Here is an 18,037-nt window from a genome sequence, read left to right on the forward strand (position 1 = left end):
GAAGGTTTTTCTCATATAATCGCTTTTATTCCTTCTAAAATTAATCCAATCATAAAACCACAAACAGCCCCGTTCACACGAATCCACTGCAAATCTTTACCGACATTATTTTCAATCATTTCGATTAATGTTTTATCATCTAACTTATCAAGGTTTTCTTGCACAAGCTTTCCAATTTTCGAATGATTCTTTTCAACAATAGTAACAACTTGTTTTTGTAACCAATCTTCTATTTTTTGAACAGTCAATTCGTCTTCTTTTATTTTATTCATTTGTGTTTGTAAGAATGGAACAACATATTTATCAGCAAATTCTTCATTCTTCACAAAAGTAACTGCCCTACTCTGTACTTGCTCTAGCATCTCTTTTATTTTGTCAGTAGCATCCCAATTTGCAATCCATTTTTCTTTCCACTTCTCTAATTCCTGTAATAAAGATTCATTTTCTTTTACATTTATAATCTCTTGACGAATTTTCGCTAATATAAGTTGCCTTGTGCTATTATCTGCATCTTGTAAGCTGTTAATATTGCTAATGATAAACTTCTGCAAAATGCCGCCGATTTTATCCTCATCAACAATATTCATAAATGATTTCAAAGTAAACTGCAGGAATCCATCTACTTTTATGTTTTCCATCGCCTTCATACCTAAGCTTCCGAGCTGATAACGTGCTTCATCTTGAGCCGTCCAATCTTTCACTTTTACTAATATGTAATCAAGTGTTTTTTCATCATATTCTTGCACAACTAATTGATCCACGAGAACTTGTAATATGTTACTTGTGTTAATTGTATGCAAATACGTTTTTAATTCTTTTTCAATAATAACTGCTAATTTTTCCGTATCTATTTGAAGAATCGCTTTCTCAGCAATTGTTACAATCCCTTTTTTCACAGCATCAGACTGTAACTCTTTCTCAGCAATTTGCAGTACCATTTGCGCTAGCTGCATTTCTTTTACTTTACTTGTAATACTGTCTTTCGTCAGCCATTCATTTTCTAACGTAGAAACGAGTCCCTTTGTTACCCGCTTACGATTTTTCGGTAATAATGCTGTATGTGGAATTGGGATTCCCAACGGATGACGGAATAAAGCTGTAACCGCAAACCAATCCGCAAGTCCACCAACTAACCCAGCTTCAAATCCACCTTGTATAATTTCTCCAGCTACCGTTCCTTGAAAAGGGATTGAAGCCGCAAAACCTACGCCCATAACCCCAAGCGAAATACCCGCTATATATTTAGTCTGTAATGACATCGTATACACATCCTCTTATTATGTAAAATAAAGCTTTTTTGTTATATTTATTCGATATTAGCAATCCTTTATATCTATACTATAATGAACTAATGCGAAAATAACAAAGAATTTTATGCACATGAAAAAAATGAGGCTGTAAATAGCCTCATTTTTATTTTAACGTTAATTCCAAACCTTTCTTATAATACCCATTCATCACGTCTTCCGGAACCATACTCCCACCAGTTCCCCACACAATATGAGTACCTTTCTTCACCTTCTCTGTTAACTGTTGTTTTTGTAAATACTCATTTTCAGCTTTACATACATTCAACGGCCCTATCATACCCGCTAATGCAGAAGGCTCTAAATAAATATTTTCAGTATCAGCCAGTTCTTTTAATAATCTATATAACTCCTCATCACTTACTGTGTAATTTCCACTCAAAAATGGTTCCATCGTTTTACCGACAAATCCAGATGGTCTTCCTACCGCAAGTCCATCCGCATCAGTTACATTATCAATCCCGATATCTTGAACGGCGATTTTATCGTGAAGCCCTGTCATTAAACCGAGTAACATACATGGAGAGTGCGTTGGCTCCGCAAAGAAACAGTGTACGTTGTCTTTATACAATAACTTTAAACCAAATGCTACTCCGCCAGGTCCGCCCCCTACTCCGCACGGAAGATAAACGAATAAAGGGTGCTCTTCATCTACTACAATCTCTAACTCTTCTAATTGTTTTTGTAAACGTGACGCTGCTACTGCGTATCCTAAAAATAAATCATGCGAGTTTTCATCATCAACAAAATAACAGCTAGGATCTGCATCTGCTTGCAGTCTTCCTTCTTCTACTGCTTTACTATAATCAGCTTCATATTCAATAACGTTTACACCTTTACTTCTTAATAAATCTTTTTTCCATTCTTTTGCGTCTGCCGACATATGAACAGTCACATTAAAACCTAATTTCGCACTCATAATACCGATGCTAAGCCCTAAATTCCCAGTAGAACCTACTGCAATTGAATACTTCGCAAAAAAATCTCTAAATCTATCACTATCTAAAATTGAATAATCATCTTTCCCTGTTAACATTCCATGCTGAAGTGCCAGTTGCTCTGCATGTTTCAGCACTTCGTATATTCCGCCTCTAGCTTTTATTGATCCTGATATCGGAAGCCCGCTATCACATTTTAATAGTAATTCCCCTAAAATAGGTTTCCCATAACTTTTCTCTAAAGATTGTTTCATAGAAGAGATTTTCACTAAAGGTGATTCTATAATACCGCCTGTTTCTTTCGTTTCAGGAAATACTTTCGCAATATATGGTGCAAAACGCTTTAATCTCTCTTCCGCGTCTTTTACATGTTCTTCATTAAGTGGCGAATTTTTTATTGCTGTTTCATACTTTTCCATATTCGGGTTTACCCAAAATACTTCTTCTGTTGCGATTAAGTTATTTACTAGTGGATATTGCTCTTTTAATGCCTCTATCTCCTTCATTCCTCTTCCTCCTCATATCCTTGTAGATAGCCATATAATAAATTATAATTAAATTAATTTTAATATAGTTTAACATAAATAATTCATTTTAGTTAATTTAAATTTAATTTATTTAAATATAATTTAATAATTATTAAGGAGCATTTATTATGGAAAATATAGATATTGGTAAAAAGATTGAAAAACAAAGAAAAGAAAAAGGATTAACTAGTAAAGAATTAGCAAAGATGGCCGAAATCACACCATCAATGCTTAGTCAAATTGAACGTGGTTCTGCTAACCCTTCTATTCAAACATTAAAGGTACTTGCAAAAGCTCTTGATGTTCCAACATTTAGTTTTTTACTTGAAGAAAATAATACAGACGATTTAATTGTACGTTCTCATAAAAGAAAAAAAATGATTATCGATAATTTATCATATGAATTGTTATCACCTGATTTCACAGGAAATTTAGCAACAGCAATTATGACTATCCCACCAAATACTGCTTCATCAGAAAATGTTCTAGAACATAAAGGTGAAGAATTAGCATTAGTATTAGACGGAAAAATCACATTGCACTTAAATGAAGAAGAATACACATTAGAAACTGGTGATAGCGTAAAAATACCAGCTTATTTAAAACATAAATGGGTAAATCAATTCGAGAAAAATGCGATTGTTTTATTTTCTGTTACTCCGCCGATTTTTTAATTCATATGATGATACAAAAATAGCCATGCTCTCCGTGCATGGCTACTTTTATTTTTTTGGTACTAATAAAATCCCTAAACTAATAACAAAAAAACTGAGTATTTGCTGTATTGAAAGACCAAATAGAACTGAATTTTGTTCACTAATAAGTGAAATAATGATATGAGCAATTCCCTCGCAAATTAGAAAAAAGCTTATATTCTTTCCATTTCCTAATCTTTCATTTTTAATCCATAACGAGCCAATTATACCGAGTGCGAGTATAATCTCATACATGAAAATAGAATGATACAAAAATTTTGATTCATATATTTTCATCCCCCACGGCAGTGTCGTTTGTGCACCTACTTCTTGATGGAATATAAAATAAAAGATTATACTCACGCAAAATCCAAAAGGTAATGTATCAAGTAAAATCCGAAGAGAAAATTGCTCTTTTTTACTTTTCCAAACAATATATATACTCGCAATTACGCACCCTACTATAATATGCTGAATACTTCCTACAGCTAATAATGCTGGCATTGGCGCCCCAATGGCCCATACCGGATTTAAAATTGCCGGTGCGAATTTCCATACTAATACAATGATAAGAAAGCCATTCGTTACTGCATCCATCATTTTTTCATATTGAATATTTTGCTTTTTCATCCTTAGTTTCATTAGAGTAAATCCAAATAAACTTCCTATTATAAGAGAAACGGGTTGTAACCTCACCATCCACTCCATCACTATGAAATCCCCTCTTAATTCTCAATTATTTTCTTAAACTTCTCTTCTAATTGATCTGGAGGTAATACCCCTCGTGCATGATCTACAATAATTCCATCTTTATTAACAAAAAATGTCGTTGGTAAAGAAAATACTTTATAATCTATTCCAGCTACTCCGTCCATATCTAATAGAACAGGAAATTTAAATCCGTGACGATCTGCAAATGCGCTCGCTTCTTGTACTGGATCGCCGATTGTTGCATTTACCGCAAAGATTTCAACATCCTCCTTATATTTATCATACAAACGAACTAGATCAGGAGCCTCCATTTCACATGGACCACACCATGATGCCCAAAAATTAATAACATATGGTTTTCCCTTTGCATCATTTAACGAATAAAGCTTCCCGTCCAATCCTTTTAATGTTATGTTCGGCGCTTTAAATCCCACTTGTGGTAATACTTCCTTCTCTTGTAACTCCGCTTGTTTCGCTTTTCTTTCTTTTTCTTCTTTCTTAGTATTATAAAAGTTAACTCCTGCCCAAATTAGTGCCCCAGCTAGTATAATAGCAATTAGTTTCTTCACTTTTCTTCCTCCTCATTTCTAAAATCCCGTAAATCCGCCGAATAGACGAATAAAGAACGCTGTAATTTTCGTCATTTGATTTGTATATAATAAAACCCCTGTTAAAATCATCATTCCACCGCCGATTTTCATCATGACATTGGCATAAGTAACAATCCATTTTACCTTTCCAATAAAAAATGCCATCACGAAAAACGGAACTGCAAAGCCAAGAGTATATGCCGTAATATAAAGAAGCGCACTTTCAGGATTGGTCGCCCCGAGCATAAGCACTGCAGAAAATATCGGACCAACACACGGTGTCCATCCTGCTGCATATGTCATGCCGACCAAAACTGAGCGAATATATCCTGTCGATTTACTTCTATACTGCACTTTTTTCTCTGCCATAAGCCACTTAGGCTGAAACAATCCAGTCATAAATAACCCCATCAAAACAATAAAAACCCCACCAATTTGCTGAATCAATCTTTGATTAGATGAAAAAGTAATCCCAATCCAACTCACCGATAAACCTAACGCATAAAATATAACCGAGAAACCGATCATAAAAAATACTGTATGTATAATCGCTGACTTTTGCATAATCCCACGATTTTCTTTTAAATCTTGAATAGACACACCTGTAATATATGATAAATAAGATGGATATAGCGGTAAAGAACATGGTGATATAAATGAAAGTATCCCAGCCCCTACTACTAGCCAAATTGTTAAATCCGCCGCATTCATTTTATCCCTCCTAAAAACACTACAATGCGTAGTGTTAATTATTAAAAAAAGAGGCTATATGCACTCTCCGACAATAAGTACAATCGACATACAAAATAGCCCTAACGTTACATATACTGAATTTGTATGTAATGGTATATTCAGCTTAACAACTTTCTCATTCAACACTTGCTCAATTCGTAAATTAATTGCGGTTTTCGCAAACGACGCTGTAATACATTGATTTTCCATCGTCTTTATTTTAATTAACTTTAATAATGCACTACCTAGCTCAAATGAAGATTTCATTTTTTGCATCGCATATTTATCTGCTGATAGCTCTTGATATACATGATAACGCTGCAACATCCCTTTTAATATAGGAATATACATCATTCCCTCAGCTAACAATGTAAAGAAAAATAACTTTAATGGATCTCGATTTTTTTGATGATATTCCTCATGTAATACAATCGCATCAATTTCTTCCTCAGAAAATGCCTGAAACATCCCTTCTGAAATGACAATTTTTGGTCGAAATAATCCAATTGTAAATGCCGTAATCTGTAACGTTGATAATACGTACACTTGCTTTCCTTTTCTAGTAATAGACACGAGATTTCTTTTCAATCTTTTACTATAAAAAAATTGCTTCCAAATTCTTTTACTCATAATGATTACAGTAAATAACAGTAATCCGGCTATCATTATACGAAGTATTGATAGTTCCCTCATATGTTTTTGTAATTCAAATAAACAAAATTGAGAAAGGAAAAATGCTTTATTTTGAAAAAGAAATGGGTATGTAACGTAGTATACTAACATGCTTAAAAAAAGCACACTAATAGTCACTGCTAACAAAACGATTTTACGCATTTGCCACTTCATTTTATCGGTCCTCTTTTTTTAGCCGACTTAATTTCTCTTCTAATTTTTTTATTAAAGATGGATCAGCTTGTTCTAACTCATCTATCATATGGTTCACAACAAGATCTCCAAATTCACCCATTAATTCCTGTGTCATTTTCTTCGTTTGATTAGATAAAAATTCTTCCTTCGTTTGTGTAGTACGATACATACCACTTCTTTTCACAATATGCTTTTCTAAATGTGCTTTCTCTACTAATCTGTTCATAACTGTCATTACAGTATTAAAATTCACCGGGGATTCTTCACTTAATCTCTGTTGCACATCTTTAATGGTAATACCCTCAGTAGCCCAAACAATTTCCATTATTTTCGCTTCAAGCGGTCCGAAAAAGTGATTTAACCCTTGCTCATTTAACTTGTAGTTTTGAGTAAACATCGTATGGCCCCTTTCACACTACAGATTGTAGTATAAAATATATAGAAGGTCAAACATAAATGATATTAACTGATACTTAAATGAATCCTAATCTTCACTAATTAGTTATCTGTACCACGTTCGATTCATTGTAAACCTAACTTCTCTCCAAATGTATCATAGAGATAATATTCTAATATTTGCACACTAAATTTCTCGTTACGCCCAAGTGCAAATAATTCCCGATCTTTAGCTACGATAGTATCTAATGGAATCACCACATTATCCACTATTTTTATAATTTCAATTATATTACTTTCTACGTTTACTTCTGTTTTAAATTCAATATTTTCTAATACTATATGTGAACGTCTTCCTGATGCAAAAAAAGTAAAGTTAGGGTTTTTAAAAATTCCAATTTCACTCTCTAACGGATATAAATATTTATAAATTATATCTCTGTGTCCATCTTTTATTATTTTTTCATCTTTTTCATCATCTAAATATTCTTTCACCTTCGCTGCGAACTCAAATCGAAAATCCACTCTTTCACGCTCCCTCTTTTTAGTCTACGCTAATAAATATATTAATATAATTTAACTATATTATAAAATAAGTTCCTATAAAAAGTAAAAAACACTTTTGTAAAACTTTTGGTATTCCCTGTACTTTTTAAATATAAATACTCTTTCAACATTCATTAGTACGTCGTTATATTCATTTAAACATATTGTCCCCATATTTTAAAACAATATTTTCCAGTATTATATATCAATAAAGTGAAACTTTAATCAATGGGGATTTTGTTCATCCCCCATTGATTATTAGCCCACACCAATCGGGCGTTTACGGGACGCAAGGCTCCCACCTAACCGCTTTGCTCCAATCGAATTTTGAGGCTGGAGTTTACTGCCCGCAAATAGCGGGATAAACTGCTTCTAATTCCTTTCTATCCACAGCTATCGACTCCTTATGCTATTTCAATATATTGTTCACTTTATTTCCCCTTATTCATTAAATCACAGAAGGAATGTAACTCCCCACTATCGAATTTTTACATAACAAATATTATTAGGTGGTGCTTTACTATGAAATTAGCTGTCATTGGTGGCGGTGATTTACAAGATCCAAATCACTTGCATATTAATGAACGACTTATAGAATTAACGAATAAACAATACCCAAAAGTATTATTCATTCCTACAGCTAGTCGTGATGATGAAGGATATATAAAGTTATTTTTAGCAACATTTGAAAAGCAATTACATTGTGAGGTTCAAATTTTACGCATTTCAACCGAAACACCTACTAAATATGAAATAGATGAGATGATTCATTCTGCCGATTTAATTTACCTTGGCGGTGGAAATTACGTTCACATGCTTGAACAATGGAAAGAACATAAACTAGATGAAAAGTTACTATTTGCTTTAAAACGTGGAACACTTATTGCAGGATATAGTGCCGGTGCTATGTGCTGGTTCACATCTAGCATTCGTTCAGATTATGAAGGTTCCGGTTATATAGAAAGTAGTGGCTGGGGTATTGTTAACAAAAGATTTTGCCCCCATTACAATCAATTAAATAGAATGAATGCCTTCCATACGTTTTTACAAACTCACCAAGGTAATATAGAAGGTATTGCATTAGAGGATAATTGCGCTTTATATATTACAGAAGGTTCATTTGAAATTATCGGTGAGCCAGATACAGCTTGGGAGTTTTATATGAATAATGGAGAACTCATTAGACAACATTTTGACATAACTTTAAAAAGTTATTTATAAGTATTCATAAAAAAATGTCCCTAAGTATAATGACTTAGGGACATTTTCATCTTTTAACTCACTAATCGTGTAATTCGTTTCTTCTGCCATGAAAGCTTATAATATGCATACTGTAATATTAAGCTGACGATGAATGCAGCTGGATACCCAATCCATATCCCTTCTATTCCAAGGCTCGTATGGTAAGAAAGATAATACGCCACAGGTACTTCAACAAGCCAAATTGATACAACACTGATTACAGTTGGCCATAATACAGTACCACTTGCTCGCATTGTCGCACTAATAATTTGTGCATGACCGAAAATTAAGTAGCTCCATAATGTAATCATGATTAGACTATGAGCAATGTCAATTGTATTTTGACTTGTTAAAAATAGTGCTAAAATATCTCTTGAGAACAAGTAAATAAGAGATATTAATACACCACCAATGATGTAATTCATAATAATTCCGGCCTTAACAACTTTCTGTAATCGATCAAATTGGTTCGCACCAATTGATTGCGCTGCAAAAATTGATACTGTAATACCGAGGCTAACCGCTGGCATCTGTACATAACTTGCAACTTGGTTCACAACGCCATACGCCGCTGTTGCATCTGAACCGTACCGATTTACAAATGCGATTACCGCGATCTCTGATAATGAAACTAATATCATATTAATACTCGCTGGAATACCGAGGCGTAACAATAATTTTAATAACTCCCAGTCCATACGAAGATATTTTCTTACTGTCCCGTCTAATTGTAGTGGATGATTTTTCTTCTTTAAATACACTAGCATGACAATAAACGTAATAACTGTAGATATAACTGAAGCATAGGCTGCTCCGTAAACATCTAATTTCGGAGCTCCTAACCAGCCAAAAATAAGAATTGGTAATAAAATCATATTTAGCGCTGTACTTACGATTAAAAAGTAAAATGGCGTTTTTGAATCTCCTGTACCTCTCATAAATGTTGTATATGCAAAATATAAAAATAATACTGGCATAGATATAAATAAAATTCTTGCGTAATGCACACTTATTTCAATAATATTTTCTGGCGTTCCCATAAGACGCATAATATCCATCGCAAAAATACTACCTATTATCGCCAACACGACTCCGATAATAAAAGTAAACGTAAGCGTCGTACCAACGATAGCTTTTAAGCGCTCCTCATTTTTAGCACCAAATGCCTGACCAATTAAAATTGAACTACCAGAACCAATTCCAATTACAAATGAAACGAGTAGGAAAAATAACGGGAAAAATGCCGATATAGCTGCTAGATCATTTACGCCAAGCCATCTTCCTACTACTACCATTCCAAATAACTGTCCAACTGATTGTAATACATTACTTAAAAGTAACGGCACTAAAAACATGGACATCGATTTCCATATCGGCTTATGTTCTGTTTCTGACTTCTGTGACTCTACACCTTCTTTATTGTTATCTGTAGGTGGTTTCAAATTTCATTTCTCCTTTTACTAAAAATCTGTTTTTCAACTTCTATCTCTTTGTATAGTTGTTATAACGATGTGCTTCCATTCATTTTCTTTTCCGTATTATTATAACTTCACCCAATATTGGCTTCCATCAGCTGTTCTATCTAAAAACCCATATTCGATTAAATATCTTCTTAAAGTTACAAAATCCGGGTATACACTTTCTATGACAGTATTTACTTCTTTTTCATTGTACTTTTTATTACTATCAAACTTCGTCACTAAATGGCGTAATATAATTAATTTACGCTTTTGCTTCTTCGGAAATTTAGAAAGCGGTCCATCTAATCCTTCTGTAAAATGTGCTTTTAATACTTCCTCATTTTCTTCTTCCGTAATATTGTAGCGATCATCCACCATCGTTGCTGTTCTATGAATGGGTACAAATTTCGTTTGTACTTTTGATTTTTTTTCTGACAGTTCCATTAACGCTAAAAACACTTTCGCTTGCTTCATTTTTTCTCGAAGTGTAAATCGATGATTACGAATGGTTGATGTACTTCCGCCATCCATCTCTTTTACAATCTCTTTATCATTTAGCCCCATATGGAAAAACTGAACCATTTTCTTTTGCAAATCCGTTAAACCCGTATACTTCTTATCAAGATTTAATAAATAATCAAACATAGACGTATGTTCATTTTGCACATGCAATTGCACAAACTTCTCTGCTTCATACAAAACTTGATTATCTTGATAAATAACCCCCTTAATAAACGCTTCTCCACAAGCTAAACAAATATATTCCTCTGCTTCCGCTTCAAACACATACCCTTTCTTCAATTCCTCAACCGATGCATCCCAAAACTTCTCTGAAATATCACTCACACTAAACACTCCTTCAAAACGTTTATTCAAAAACTAAACAAATCACAATAACGTTTATTACCACTTCACCATCTTAACATAACACAAACAAACATTTCAACGTTCCGTTTACCCATTTTATAAACTTTTATAAAAAAATCTATTAAACAAATTTACGGTTCACATCATACACTTGGTCTTTCTCCTACTATATTGAAAGAAGTAAAATACGCTATTCAATATTTAAGTGCTAACAACCTCGTTCAACATGGAACCAACATTCACTCATTCCAAAACTTCAGTATTCAATTTTAACTACAAAAAAGGTGTTTCCACATATAGAAACACCCTTTTTACCCTTTATATATTTTATAAACAACTTCCACTAAAACTTTACTCGCTTGTACAAATACATGTTTTCGCTTTCCATCCTCAGCGAATCTATTTGAGCAGCCATTCATAATCATCATACAACTAATTATGACTAGCACTACACTTCTATTCTTGTTAGTCACTTTATGCCACTCCACTATTAAAAACTTCATTTAAATTTATCCTATCAAAAATTTTACACGAATAATAAACCGAAAGAATATGCAATTCTGCATATTCTTTCGGTTTATTACGATGTTATGATTTAATTTAGTTAAATAACACGTATAACGAGGTGACTAACTTGAAGTTTAAAGCGAAAAAAAATCCATTTCACGTCATTTTTATTACATTATTTATAATTATTTTTTTCATTTCGCTATTCTTCCAAAACGAAAATTCTATTTTTTTCACTCTTATGATGCTGTTAAATATCGTGAATCTCTCTTCATTCTATTTCTCTCACTACAACATAACGGAATCTTCTCTTATTGTAAAACACGGTTTCATATTACGTACTGAAATTCCATTTGAAGATATTCGTCACATTAAATACTCTGGCAAAACACTCCGTTCAGAAAAATGGACTAGGCAGCAATTAGAAATTGATTATAATTTATTTGACTCTGTGACAACTTTCGTACCACAAGAAGAAGAAAAATTCATTTCACTCTTAAAAGAGAACTGCCCACATATGAAAGTAATGAATACGTCTTCTAACAAATAATATCTTTTGGAGCTTGCAGTAGTACAAGTGGCGGAAACATAAAATAAATATCAAAAAAAGCCAAGATTCTAAACTAAGAACCTTGGCTTTTTCTATTACTCTTTCGGAGCAATCATTTTTTTCGGATCTACAATTTCATCAAATTGCTCTTCTGTTAGTAGTCCAGATTGCAATGCTGCTTCTTTTAAAGTTAACCCTTCTTTATGGGCATGCTTTGCAATTTTCGCGGCATTTTCATACCCGATATGTGGGTTTAGCGCTGTTACAAGCATTAATGAACGATTTACATTTTCATTAATTACTTCTTCATCTGCTTCAATACCAACTGCACATTTATCATTAAACGAAACGGTTGCATCAGCTAATAAGTGAGCAGATTGCAGGAAGTTGTAAGCAATAACTGGTTTGAATACGTTTAGCTCAAAATTACCTTGGCTCGCAGCAAATCCGATTGTTGTGTCATTCCCCATAACTTGTGCTACAACCATTGTTAATGCTTCACTTTGCGTTGGATTTACTTTACCTGGCATAATAGAGCTTCCTGGTTCATTTGCAGGGATAATAATTTCCCCAAGACCACTTCGTGGACCACTTGCAAGCCAGCGCACATCGTTAGCTATCTTCATTAAATCAGCAGCTAATGCTTTTAATGCTCCATGTGCAAATACAACTTCATCATGGCTCGTTAACGCATGGAATTTATTTGGTGCAGAAACAAATTGTTTACCTGTAAACAGACTAATTTCTTCCGCTACCATCTCACCAAATTTAGGGTGCGCATTAATTCCAGTTCCAACCGCAGTACCACCAATTGCTAATTCTTTCATATATGTATTGCTATCTGCAATCATACGCTCTGTTTTTTCAAGCATACGGTGCCATCCGCTAATTTCTTGTCCTAACGTTAAAGGTGTTGCATCTTGTAAATGCGTACGACCGATTTTAATAATATATTCAAATGCAGTTACTTTTTCTGCTAATGTTTCTTTTAATTTCGTAATAGCTGGCAATACATGGTTTTCTACCGCAATTACACACGCTACATGAAGTGCTGTTGGGAACGTATCATTTGAACTTTGAGACATGTTCACGTCATCATTCGGATGAATATGTACGTCAGATCCCTTTTCTTTCAAAATTTGATTACCGCGGTTTGCAATTACTTCATTTACATTCATATTCGATTGTGTACCACTACCCGTTTGCCATACGACAAGTGGAAAATGTTCATTCCATTTTTCTGCGATAACTTCATCAGCAGCTTCCACAATTGCTTGCGTCTTCTCTTCTGATAGCTTTCCTAATTTTTGATTACTAAGCGCTGCACTCTTCTTTAAAATCGCAAATGCTTTTACAATTTCAAGCGGCATATGCTCTGTTCCAATCGGAAAATTTTCCTTACTACGCTGCGTTTGTGCTGCCCATAATTTATCAGCTGGAACTTTCATTTCTCCTAATGTATCTCTTTCAATTCTGTACTCCATTTTTTCATCCCCTTGAAAATAAAATACCTACATCTTTTATTTTAACAGACTTTCCATCAAATGATAAGAATTCTCATTGATACATATAAAAAAAATTACCTTCCGCCACCGCAGAAGGTAATTTTTTATGATGCTTGCTTTCCTTTATCCGCATCATCTACATACCAAATGAACTTGCCTGTATATCCATAAATAACTGCTAAAATGAGTGATACGAAGCTTAGCCACATAAATGGAACGTATGATAATGTTGATACACCTAAAATACCAGCCATAAAAATACCATTATCAGACCATGGAACCATACCAGAAGTCAAAGTTCCACCTACTTCTGAGTTACGTGCTAATACGCGGCGATCTATTTTTAATTTATCATAGCTTTCTTCCATAATTTTTGGTGTTAAAATAAGTGATACGTACATCGCACAACCAAATATGTTAGCTAAAAACGCAACGATTAATGTAGACAATGTTACATTACCTGCAGAATTTAATTTCTTCTCAAATTTCGATACGATTACCTTTAGAACACCTAACTTTTCAAGTAATCCACCAAAACCTAATCCGAAAATAATAACAGCTACTGAACCAAGCATACCATTAATTCCACCACGGTTTAATAACTTATCGACAAACTCGACACCAGATTGAATTGAGAATCCGTTATATGCTGTTCCAATTGCCTCTCCAAAGTTCATTCCTTGGAAAAGTGTTGCCCAAATTGCACCAATTAAAGCTCCCATAGCAATTGTTGGCATAGATGGTTTCTTCATCGCCAATAGCACAATAACAATTACCGCTGGAACAAGCATCCATATTTTAATATCAAAGTGCTTTAATAAAGATTCTTTTAAAAACTCAACTCTATTTAAATCTACATTATCCCCGCCATACATCCATCCAGCAACAGTAAACATAATGCTGGTAATAATATAAGCTGGAACGTCTAATACGAGCATAGCTCGAACGTGAGCAATAACATCTACTTTCGCCATAGAAGCTGCAAGAACTGTGCTATCAGAAAGTGGTGATAATTTGTCTCCGAAATAAGCTCCTGAAAGGACTGCACCCGCAACAAGCGGAAGTGGTAATCCAAGCCCTTCACCTATCGCCATCATAGCAATACCTGCAGTTCCAACTGTTCCCCATGATGTTCCTGTCGCGATAGAAGTGATTGAACAAATAATTAAAGTTGCCAATAAGAATATGCTAGGGTGAATGAATTCTAATCCATAATAAATTAATGTAGGTACAACCCCACCAGCAATCCACGTTCCAATTAAAGCCCCAACTGCAACTAAAATAAGAATTGCTTCTAATCCATTAGAAATCCCTTTCGTAATTGCATCTTGCAATTCTTGATAACGAAATCCTAATCTTAATCCAAGCGCAATAACTAAAAACCATGAAATAAATAGCGCTAATTGAATTGGGAGATCAAAAATCGTTTGGAAGGAAAAGACGACAGCAAGAAATAGGCATAAAAGAATAATAATTTCTAGCATCGATGGTAATCTTACACTTTTCATTTTTTTCTCTCCTTACAAGTCGATAACATGATGTATGTAGTCTTACGTGTATGTAGTATACAATTAGCGAAGACAAAACAAAATTTTCATATTATTTCGATTTATTTTTCCAGTATAATATATTCACAACCCTTTCTATTGTAAAAGTAGATTGCGCTTTTCGCAATGAAAAATATAAAAAATGTTGTATTTTTATTTATTTAGATAAAAACACCTAATGAAATAAAACTTTAATCAATGAGGGTTTTATCCATCCCCACTAATTATTAACCCATAATAACCTTTTTAATATTTGCCTCAACAAAACTTTTTACTACCGCTTTCACCTCATATGTAATAATATATTTCCACATAAAAAAAGAGCATACATCATTTAATCGATGCATGCCCCTCTTTTATTTATACATATTTTGTATCTCTTCTTTATTTTTAAGTATTTCCGAAAACTTATCGCTACAACCTTTCGGAAATAAAACTCCGAGTCCATATGAATGCCCAAACTGAAAATGAGGGTATTTCACCTTGACCTCATCCCAAAACTTATACACACCGAAATCACCGTTTTTAACTTCAATATCATGAAATAATACAATACCGTTTTTCGCAACTTTAGGTAACCATGTTTTATAATCATGAGAAACAGCTTCATACGTATGATAGCCATCAATATGCAAAAGATTTATCGTTTCATCTTGAAACTCATCCAGAGCATCATCAAAAGTAGACCGAATTAAATTCCCTATATTCAGGTAGTTATCCCTCACCACTTTTTCTACTATTTGAAAAACCCCTTCTCCATATGGACCTGTATGCCCATCTCCAGCCCAAGTATCTACAGCAAAACATTTTGTGGCTAACCCACCATCTTTTACCCCCTGGCAAAAACTAAAAAATGAAGCACCTAAATGCGTACCTAACTCAACTAAAGTTGCTGGTTCTTCAAATCTTACTAAATCATATGCGAAATCTAAATGCCCACTCCACGCAGATTGTGACCGAATAATAGGACTAAAATTTTCAAATTCAAACGATGGTTTATGAGTAACCCAGTTCATCACGTATCTCCTTATACACATATTTTTAACAAACCAAATTACTCTTATCTTTATTTTTTTGGCGTCGCGATTATGATTATATTTCATAAAAAGATGATCCTTCTTAATAAAATGAAAATTTAATCAGTGGGGGTTTTTCCATCCTCCACTGATTATTAGCCTCACCAATTGGACTTTTACGAGCAGCACGACTCCCACCTAACTTCCTCGCATTCGCCGAATTTCAAGGTGGGAGTCTTACTGCCCGTTAATGCGGGATAAACAATTTTATTTTAAATTGGAAATTTCAGTTTATTGATATTCCATTCTGTGATATATTGCATATTGTATTCAATATATTTTTTTAAAAAAGGAGGACTTATATATTTTATGGATTCAAATCGTTTAAAAGGAATTATTATGGTTGTAATCGGTGCTTGTTTATGGGGCTTATCCGGAACAGCTGCGCAACAACTTTTTCAGTATGAAAACGTTTCTACTGAATGGTTAGTTACAATCCGTTTGCTTATATCCGGTGCTATTTTGCTCATAATGTCATCATTCGGAGCGAACAAAAAAGAAATATTTGGAATTTGGAAACAAAAGTCTGATGCAAATAAGATAATTTTGTTCGGTCTTTTAGGCATGCTTGCTGTACAGTACACGTACTTCGCTTCTATTAAAGAAGGAAACGCTGCTGTTGCAACTTTGTTACAATATTTAGCCCCTATATTTATCACTGTATACTTACTTTTCAAATGGAGCGTTCGTCCATCAAAAATTGATTATATTTCAATTACCCTCTCATTAGTAGGGACTTTTCTCCTATTAACAAACGGTTCTGTTCATAACTTAGCTGTATCTACACCTGCTATCATTTGGGGCGTTTTATCTGGACTATCTCTTGCATTTTATAGTTTGTATTCAAAAGAATTGTTAGAAAAGTGGTCTTCATCCGTTATCGTTGGATGGGGGATGATCATTGGGGGGATTGGCGTAACGATTTTACACTTTATTTCCACAAACGAATTCATTTTATTATCAACTATGAAATATGTAAAACTAAGTACCCTCCCGCTCATTACATTTGTCGTCATTTTCGGGACACTCATCGCATTTTATTTATACTTAGATAGCATAAGATACCTTACGCCTAAAGAAACAACATTATTTGGCTGTACAGAACCACTCGCAGCTATTATTTCTTCTGTGCTTATTTTGCACGTACCGTTTCAATCTTTTCAGTTATTAGGTGCTTTTTGTGTAATTGTAATGGTGCTCATATTAAGCCAAAAACCGGATAAAGGAAAACCAAAACTAAAGCTTGTTAATACGAAAAAGAAACATATACAATGAAAGGATTGAATTCACTATGCCTGTCCCTCAAAATTATAAAAAACCAGGAAGAGTTTCAGCAAAGTCACTCGTTTTAAATCAACTGCAAGATTGGATTATAGAAGGTGTTTTACGACCTGATGAGAAAATAAATGATGGGGAATTGGCAGAAGCACTAGGAGTAAGCAGAACACCTGTTAGAGAAGCTTTACAAATTTTAGAGCTTTCTGGATTAGTTGAAATGGTACCTGGGCAAAAAACGAAAATCGCGCCTATTAAGTTAGACGACGTATCTATCATTTATGAGACGATAGCTGGTCTTCACTCAATTATAGGAAAGCAAGCACTGCAAAAAGTTACAGACGCTGATATTAAACTACTTTCCGAGATAAATGATGCTTTTCAACAATCTATACATGAAAAAGATTCAAAAAAAGCTTTAGAACTAGATATACGATTTCACAATACAATTACTTCTATTGCTAAAAACCGATATATTGAACCTTTTCTAGAAAATATGCAACTTCACATTTTACGCCTTGAATATTTATTTTTCCAAAACTTCGTGCCTGCAAGTCAATCTATTAAAGAACATCACTCTATAATTCAAGCACTACAAAAACAGGATGAAAAACGAATGGAACAAATGATGTCTCAAAACTGGCTCCGTCCAATGAAAGAAATACAAAAAATAATTTCTATGAAATAATAAAGCTGGTT

General features: G+C 33.8%; 19 protein-coding genes and 1 pseudogene. 6 read left to right on the forward strand and 14 right to left on the reverse strand.

From position 1 onward, the window contains the following. Positions 1-11: 11 nt before the first annotated feature. Positions 12-1,259, reverse strand: a complete 1,248-nt coding sequence (locus MKX66_RS10925; protein ID WP_088031589.1) for a DUF445 domain-containing protein — start codon at positions 1,257-1,259, stop codon at positions 12-14. A gap of 154 nt (positions 1,260-1,413) precedes the next feature. Beyond that, complete coding sequence (locus MKX66_RS10930; RefSeq protein ID WP_098636130.1) at positions 1,414-2,751, reverse strand: D-serine ammonia-lyase; 1,338 nt, start codon at positions 2,749-2,751, stop codon at positions 1,414-1,416. A 149-nt stretch (positions 2,752-2,900) separates the two neighbouring features. On the opposite strand from MKX66_RS10930, the gene MKX66_RS10935 reads away from it, so the two are divergent. Then, on the forward strand, positions 2,901-3,446 hold the full coding sequence (locus MKX66_RS10935; RefSeq protein ID WP_002141215.1) for a helix-turn-helix domain-containing protein: 546 nt from the start codon (positions 2,901-2,903) through the stop codon (positions 3,444-3,446). A gap of 48 nt (positions 3,447-3,494) precedes the next feature. On the opposite strand, the gene MKX66_RS10940 is transcribed toward MKX66_RS10935, so the two are convergent. The 6 genes from MKX66_RS10940 to MKX66_RS10965 all read right to left on the reverse strand — a co-directional run bounded on the left by MKX66_RS10940 (position 3,495) and on the right by MKX66_RS10965 (position 7,288). Continuing rightward, a complete protein-coding gene (locus tag MKX66_RS10940; protein ID WP_341086153.1) occupies positions 3,495-4,178 on the reverse strand; it encodes a prolipoprotein diacylglyceryl transferase family protein in 684 nt (227 codons plus the stop codon). Between the two features lie 14 nt (positions 4,179-4,192). Then, positions 4,193-4,747: a TlpA family protein disulfide reductase gene (locus MKX66_RS10945; RefSeq protein WP_002031090.1), complete on the reverse strand. Its 555-nt coding sequence runs from the start codon at positions 4,745-4,747 to the stop codon at positions 4,193-4,195. Between the two features lie 18 nt (positions 4,748-4,765). After that, positions 4,766-5,479: a cytochrome c-type biogenesis protein CcdA gene (gene ccdA / locus MKX66_RS10950; RefSeq protein WP_002031088.1), complete on the reverse strand. Its 714-nt coding sequence runs from the start codon at positions 5,477-5,479 to the stop codon at positions 4,766-4,768. Positions 5,480-5,533: 54 nt separating this feature from the next. Next, the gene (locus tag MKX66_RS10955) at positions 5,534-6,346 is read right to left on the reverse strand and encodes a M56 family metallopeptidase (protein WP_002126694.1); all 813 of its coding nucleotides are present in this window, start codon (positions 6,344-6,346) and stop codon (positions 5,534-5,536) included. A 1-nt stretch (position 6,347) separates the two neighbouring features. Next, positions 6,348-6,764, reverse strand: coding sequence for a BlaI/MecI/CopY family transcriptional regulator (locus MKX66_RS10960; RefSeq protein ID WP_002031086.1), 417 nt, complete (start codon positions 6,762-6,764; stop codon positions 6,348-6,350). Positions 6,765-6,889: 125 nt separating this feature from the next. Beyond that, positions 6,890-7,288 (reverse strand): DUF3942 family protein, encoded by a 399-nt coding sequence (locus MKX66_RS10965; protein ID WP_098632135.1) that lies wholly within the window; start codon positions 7,286-7,288, stop codon positions 6,890-6,892. 543 nt (positions 7,289-7,831) lie between these two features. On the opposite strand from MKX66_RS10965, the gene MKX66_RS10970 reads away from it, so the two are divergent. Next, positions 7,832-8,530: a peptidase E gene (locus tag MKX66_RS10970; protein WP_002031081.1), complete on the forward strand. Its 699-nt coding sequence runs from the start codon at positions 7,832-7,834 to the stop codon at positions 8,528-8,530. A gap of 53 nt (positions 8,531-8,583) precedes the next feature. On the opposite strand, the gene MKX66_RS10975 is transcribed toward MKX66_RS10970, so the two are convergent. Together MKX66_RS10975 and MKX66_RS10980 are read right to left on the reverse strand one after the other, a co-directional pair. Then, the gene (locus MKX66_RS10975) at positions 8,584-9,993 is read right to left on the reverse strand and encodes an MATE family efflux transporter (protein WP_002086395.1); all 1,410 of its coding nucleotides are present in this window, start codon (positions 9,991-9,993) and stop codon (positions 8,584-8,586) included. Between the two features lie 99 nt (positions 9,994-10,092). Then, entirely contained in the window at positions 10,093-10,857 is a 765-nt protein-coding gene (locus MKX66_RS10980; RefSeq protein WP_002141210.1) for a DUF2087 domain-containing protein, read from the reverse strand. A gap of 141 nt (positions 10,858-10,998) precedes the next feature. On the opposite strand from MKX66_RS10980, the pseudogene MKX66_RS10985 reads away from it, so the two are divergent. Next, positions 10,999-11,151, forward strand: a pseudogene (locus tag MKX66_RS10985) (MBL fold metallo-hydrolase); the annotation flags it as partial. A gap of 38 nt (positions 11,152-11,189) precedes the next feature. Here MKX66_RS10985 and MKX66_RS10990 read toward each other — a convergent pair. Continuing rightward, positions 11,190-11,381, reverse strand: coding sequence for a hypothetical protein (locus MKX66_RS10990; RefSeq protein WP_002141208.1), 192 nt, complete (start codon positions 11,379-11,381; stop codon positions 11,190-11,192). A gap of 131 nt (positions 11,382-11,512) precedes the next feature. Between MKX66_RS10990 and MKX66_RS10995 the strand changes: the two genes are divergently transcribed. Then, positions 11,513-11,935: a PH domain-containing protein gene (locus MKX66_RS10995; RefSeq protein WP_044441536.1), complete on the forward strand. Its 423-nt coding sequence runs from the start codon at positions 11,513-11,515 to the stop codon at positions 11,933-11,935. A 95-nt stretch (positions 11,936-12,030) separates the two neighbouring features. Here the strand turns inward: MKX66_RS10995 and fumC are convergent, their stop codons facing one another. From fumC to MKX66_RS11010, 3 genes are all read right to left on the reverse strand, one after another. Next, entirely contained in the window at positions 12,031-13,419 is a 1,389-nt protein-coding gene (fumC, locus tag MKX66_RS11000; protein WP_098636136.1) for a class II fumarate hydratase, read from the reverse strand. Between the two features lie 125 nt (positions 13,420-13,544). Continuing rightward, positions 13,545-14,948, reverse strand: coding sequence for a Na+/H+ antiporter NhaC (gene nhaC, locus MKX66_RS11005; protein ID WP_002135474.1), 1,404 nt, complete (start codon positions 14,946-14,948; stop codon positions 13,545-13,547). 395 nt (positions 14,949-15,343) lie between these two features. Then, positions 15,344-16,003, reverse strand: a complete 660-nt coding sequence (locus MKX66_RS11010) for a class I SAM-dependent methyltransferase (RefSeq protein WP_002030981.1) — start codon at positions 16,001-16,003, stop codon at positions 15,344-15,346. A gap of 369 nt (positions 16,004-16,372) precedes the next feature. Between MKX66_RS11010 and MKX66_RS11015 the strand changes: the two genes are divergently transcribed. Both MKX66_RS11015 and MKX66_RS11020 read left to right on the forward strand, forming a co-directional pair. After that, positions 16,373-17,338, forward strand: coding sequence for a DMT family transporter (locus MKX66_RS11015; RefSeq protein ID WP_002030982.1), 966 nt, complete (start codon positions 16,373-16,375; stop codon positions 17,336-17,338). 16 nt (positions 17,339-17,354) lie between these two features. Further along, positions 17,355-18,026, forward strand: coding sequence for a GntR family transcriptional regulator (locus tag MKX66_RS11020; RefSeq protein ID WP_002030983.1), 672 nt, complete (start codon positions 17,355-17,357; stop codon positions 18,024-18,026). Positions 18,027-18,037: the final 11 nt, after the last annotated feature.

Origin of the sequence: Bacillus sp. FSL R9-9530 (assembly GCF_038008145.1) — a bacterium.
Classification (GTDB): Bacteria; Bacillota; Bacilli; order Bacillales; family Bacillaceae_G; genus Bacillus_A; species Bacillus_A mycoides.

Excerpts from the sequence above, each read along its gene's own strand:
- MKX66_RS10925 (WP_088031589.1), bottom strand. The coding sequence starts at position 1,259 with ATGTCATTACAGACTAAATATATAGCGGGTATTTCGCTTGGGGTTATG.
- MKX66_RS10930 (WP_098636130.1), bottom strand. The coding sequence starts at position 2,751 with ATGAAGGAGATAGAGGCATTAAAAGAGCAATATCCACTAGTAAATAAC.
- MKX66_RS10935 (WP_002141215.1), top strand. The coding sequence starts at position 2,901 with ATGGAAAATATAGATATTGGTAAAAAGATTGAAAAACAAAGAAAAGAA.
- ccdA (WP_002031088.1), bottom strand. The coding sequence starts at position 5,479 with ATGAATGCGGCGGATTTAACAATTTGGCTAGTAGTAGGGGCTGGGATA.
- MKX66_RS10955 (WP_002126694.1), bottom strand. The coding sequence starts at position 6,346 with ATGAAGTGGCAAATGCGTAAAATCGTTTTGTTAGCAGTGACTATTAGT.
- MKX66_RS10960 (WP_002031086.1), bottom strand. The coding sequence starts at position 6,764 with ATGTTTACTCAAAACTACAAGTTAAATGAGCAAGGGTTAAATCACTTT.
- MKX66_RS10970 (WP_002031081.1), top strand. The coding sequence starts at position 7,832 with ATGAAATTAGCTGTCATTGGTGGCGGTGATTTACAAGATCCAAATCAC.
- MKX66_RS10990 (WP_002141208.1), bottom strand. The coding sequence starts at position 11,381 with ATGAAGTTTTTAATAGTGGAGTGGCATAAAGTGACTAACAAGAATAGA.
- fumC (WP_098636136.1), bottom strand. The coding sequence starts at position 13,419 with ATGGAGTACAGAATTGAAAGAGATACATTAGGAGAAATGAAAGTTCCA.
- nhaC (WP_002135474.1), bottom strand. The coding sequence starts at position 14,948 with ATGAAAAGTGTAAGATTACCATCGATGCTAGAAATTATTATTCTTTTA.
- MKX66_RS11010 (WP_002030981.1), bottom strand. The coding sequence starts at position 16,003 with ATGAACTGGGTTACTCATAAACCATCGTTTGAATTTGAAAATTTTAGT.
- MKX66_RS11015 (WP_002030982.1), top strand. The coding sequence starts at position 16,373 with ATGGATTCAAATCGTTTAAAAGGAATTATTATGGTTGTAATCGGTGCT.
- MKX66_RS11020 (WP_002030983.1), top strand. The coding sequence starts at position 17,355 with ATGCCTGTCCCTCAAAATTATAAAAAACCAGGAAGAGTTTCAGCAAAG.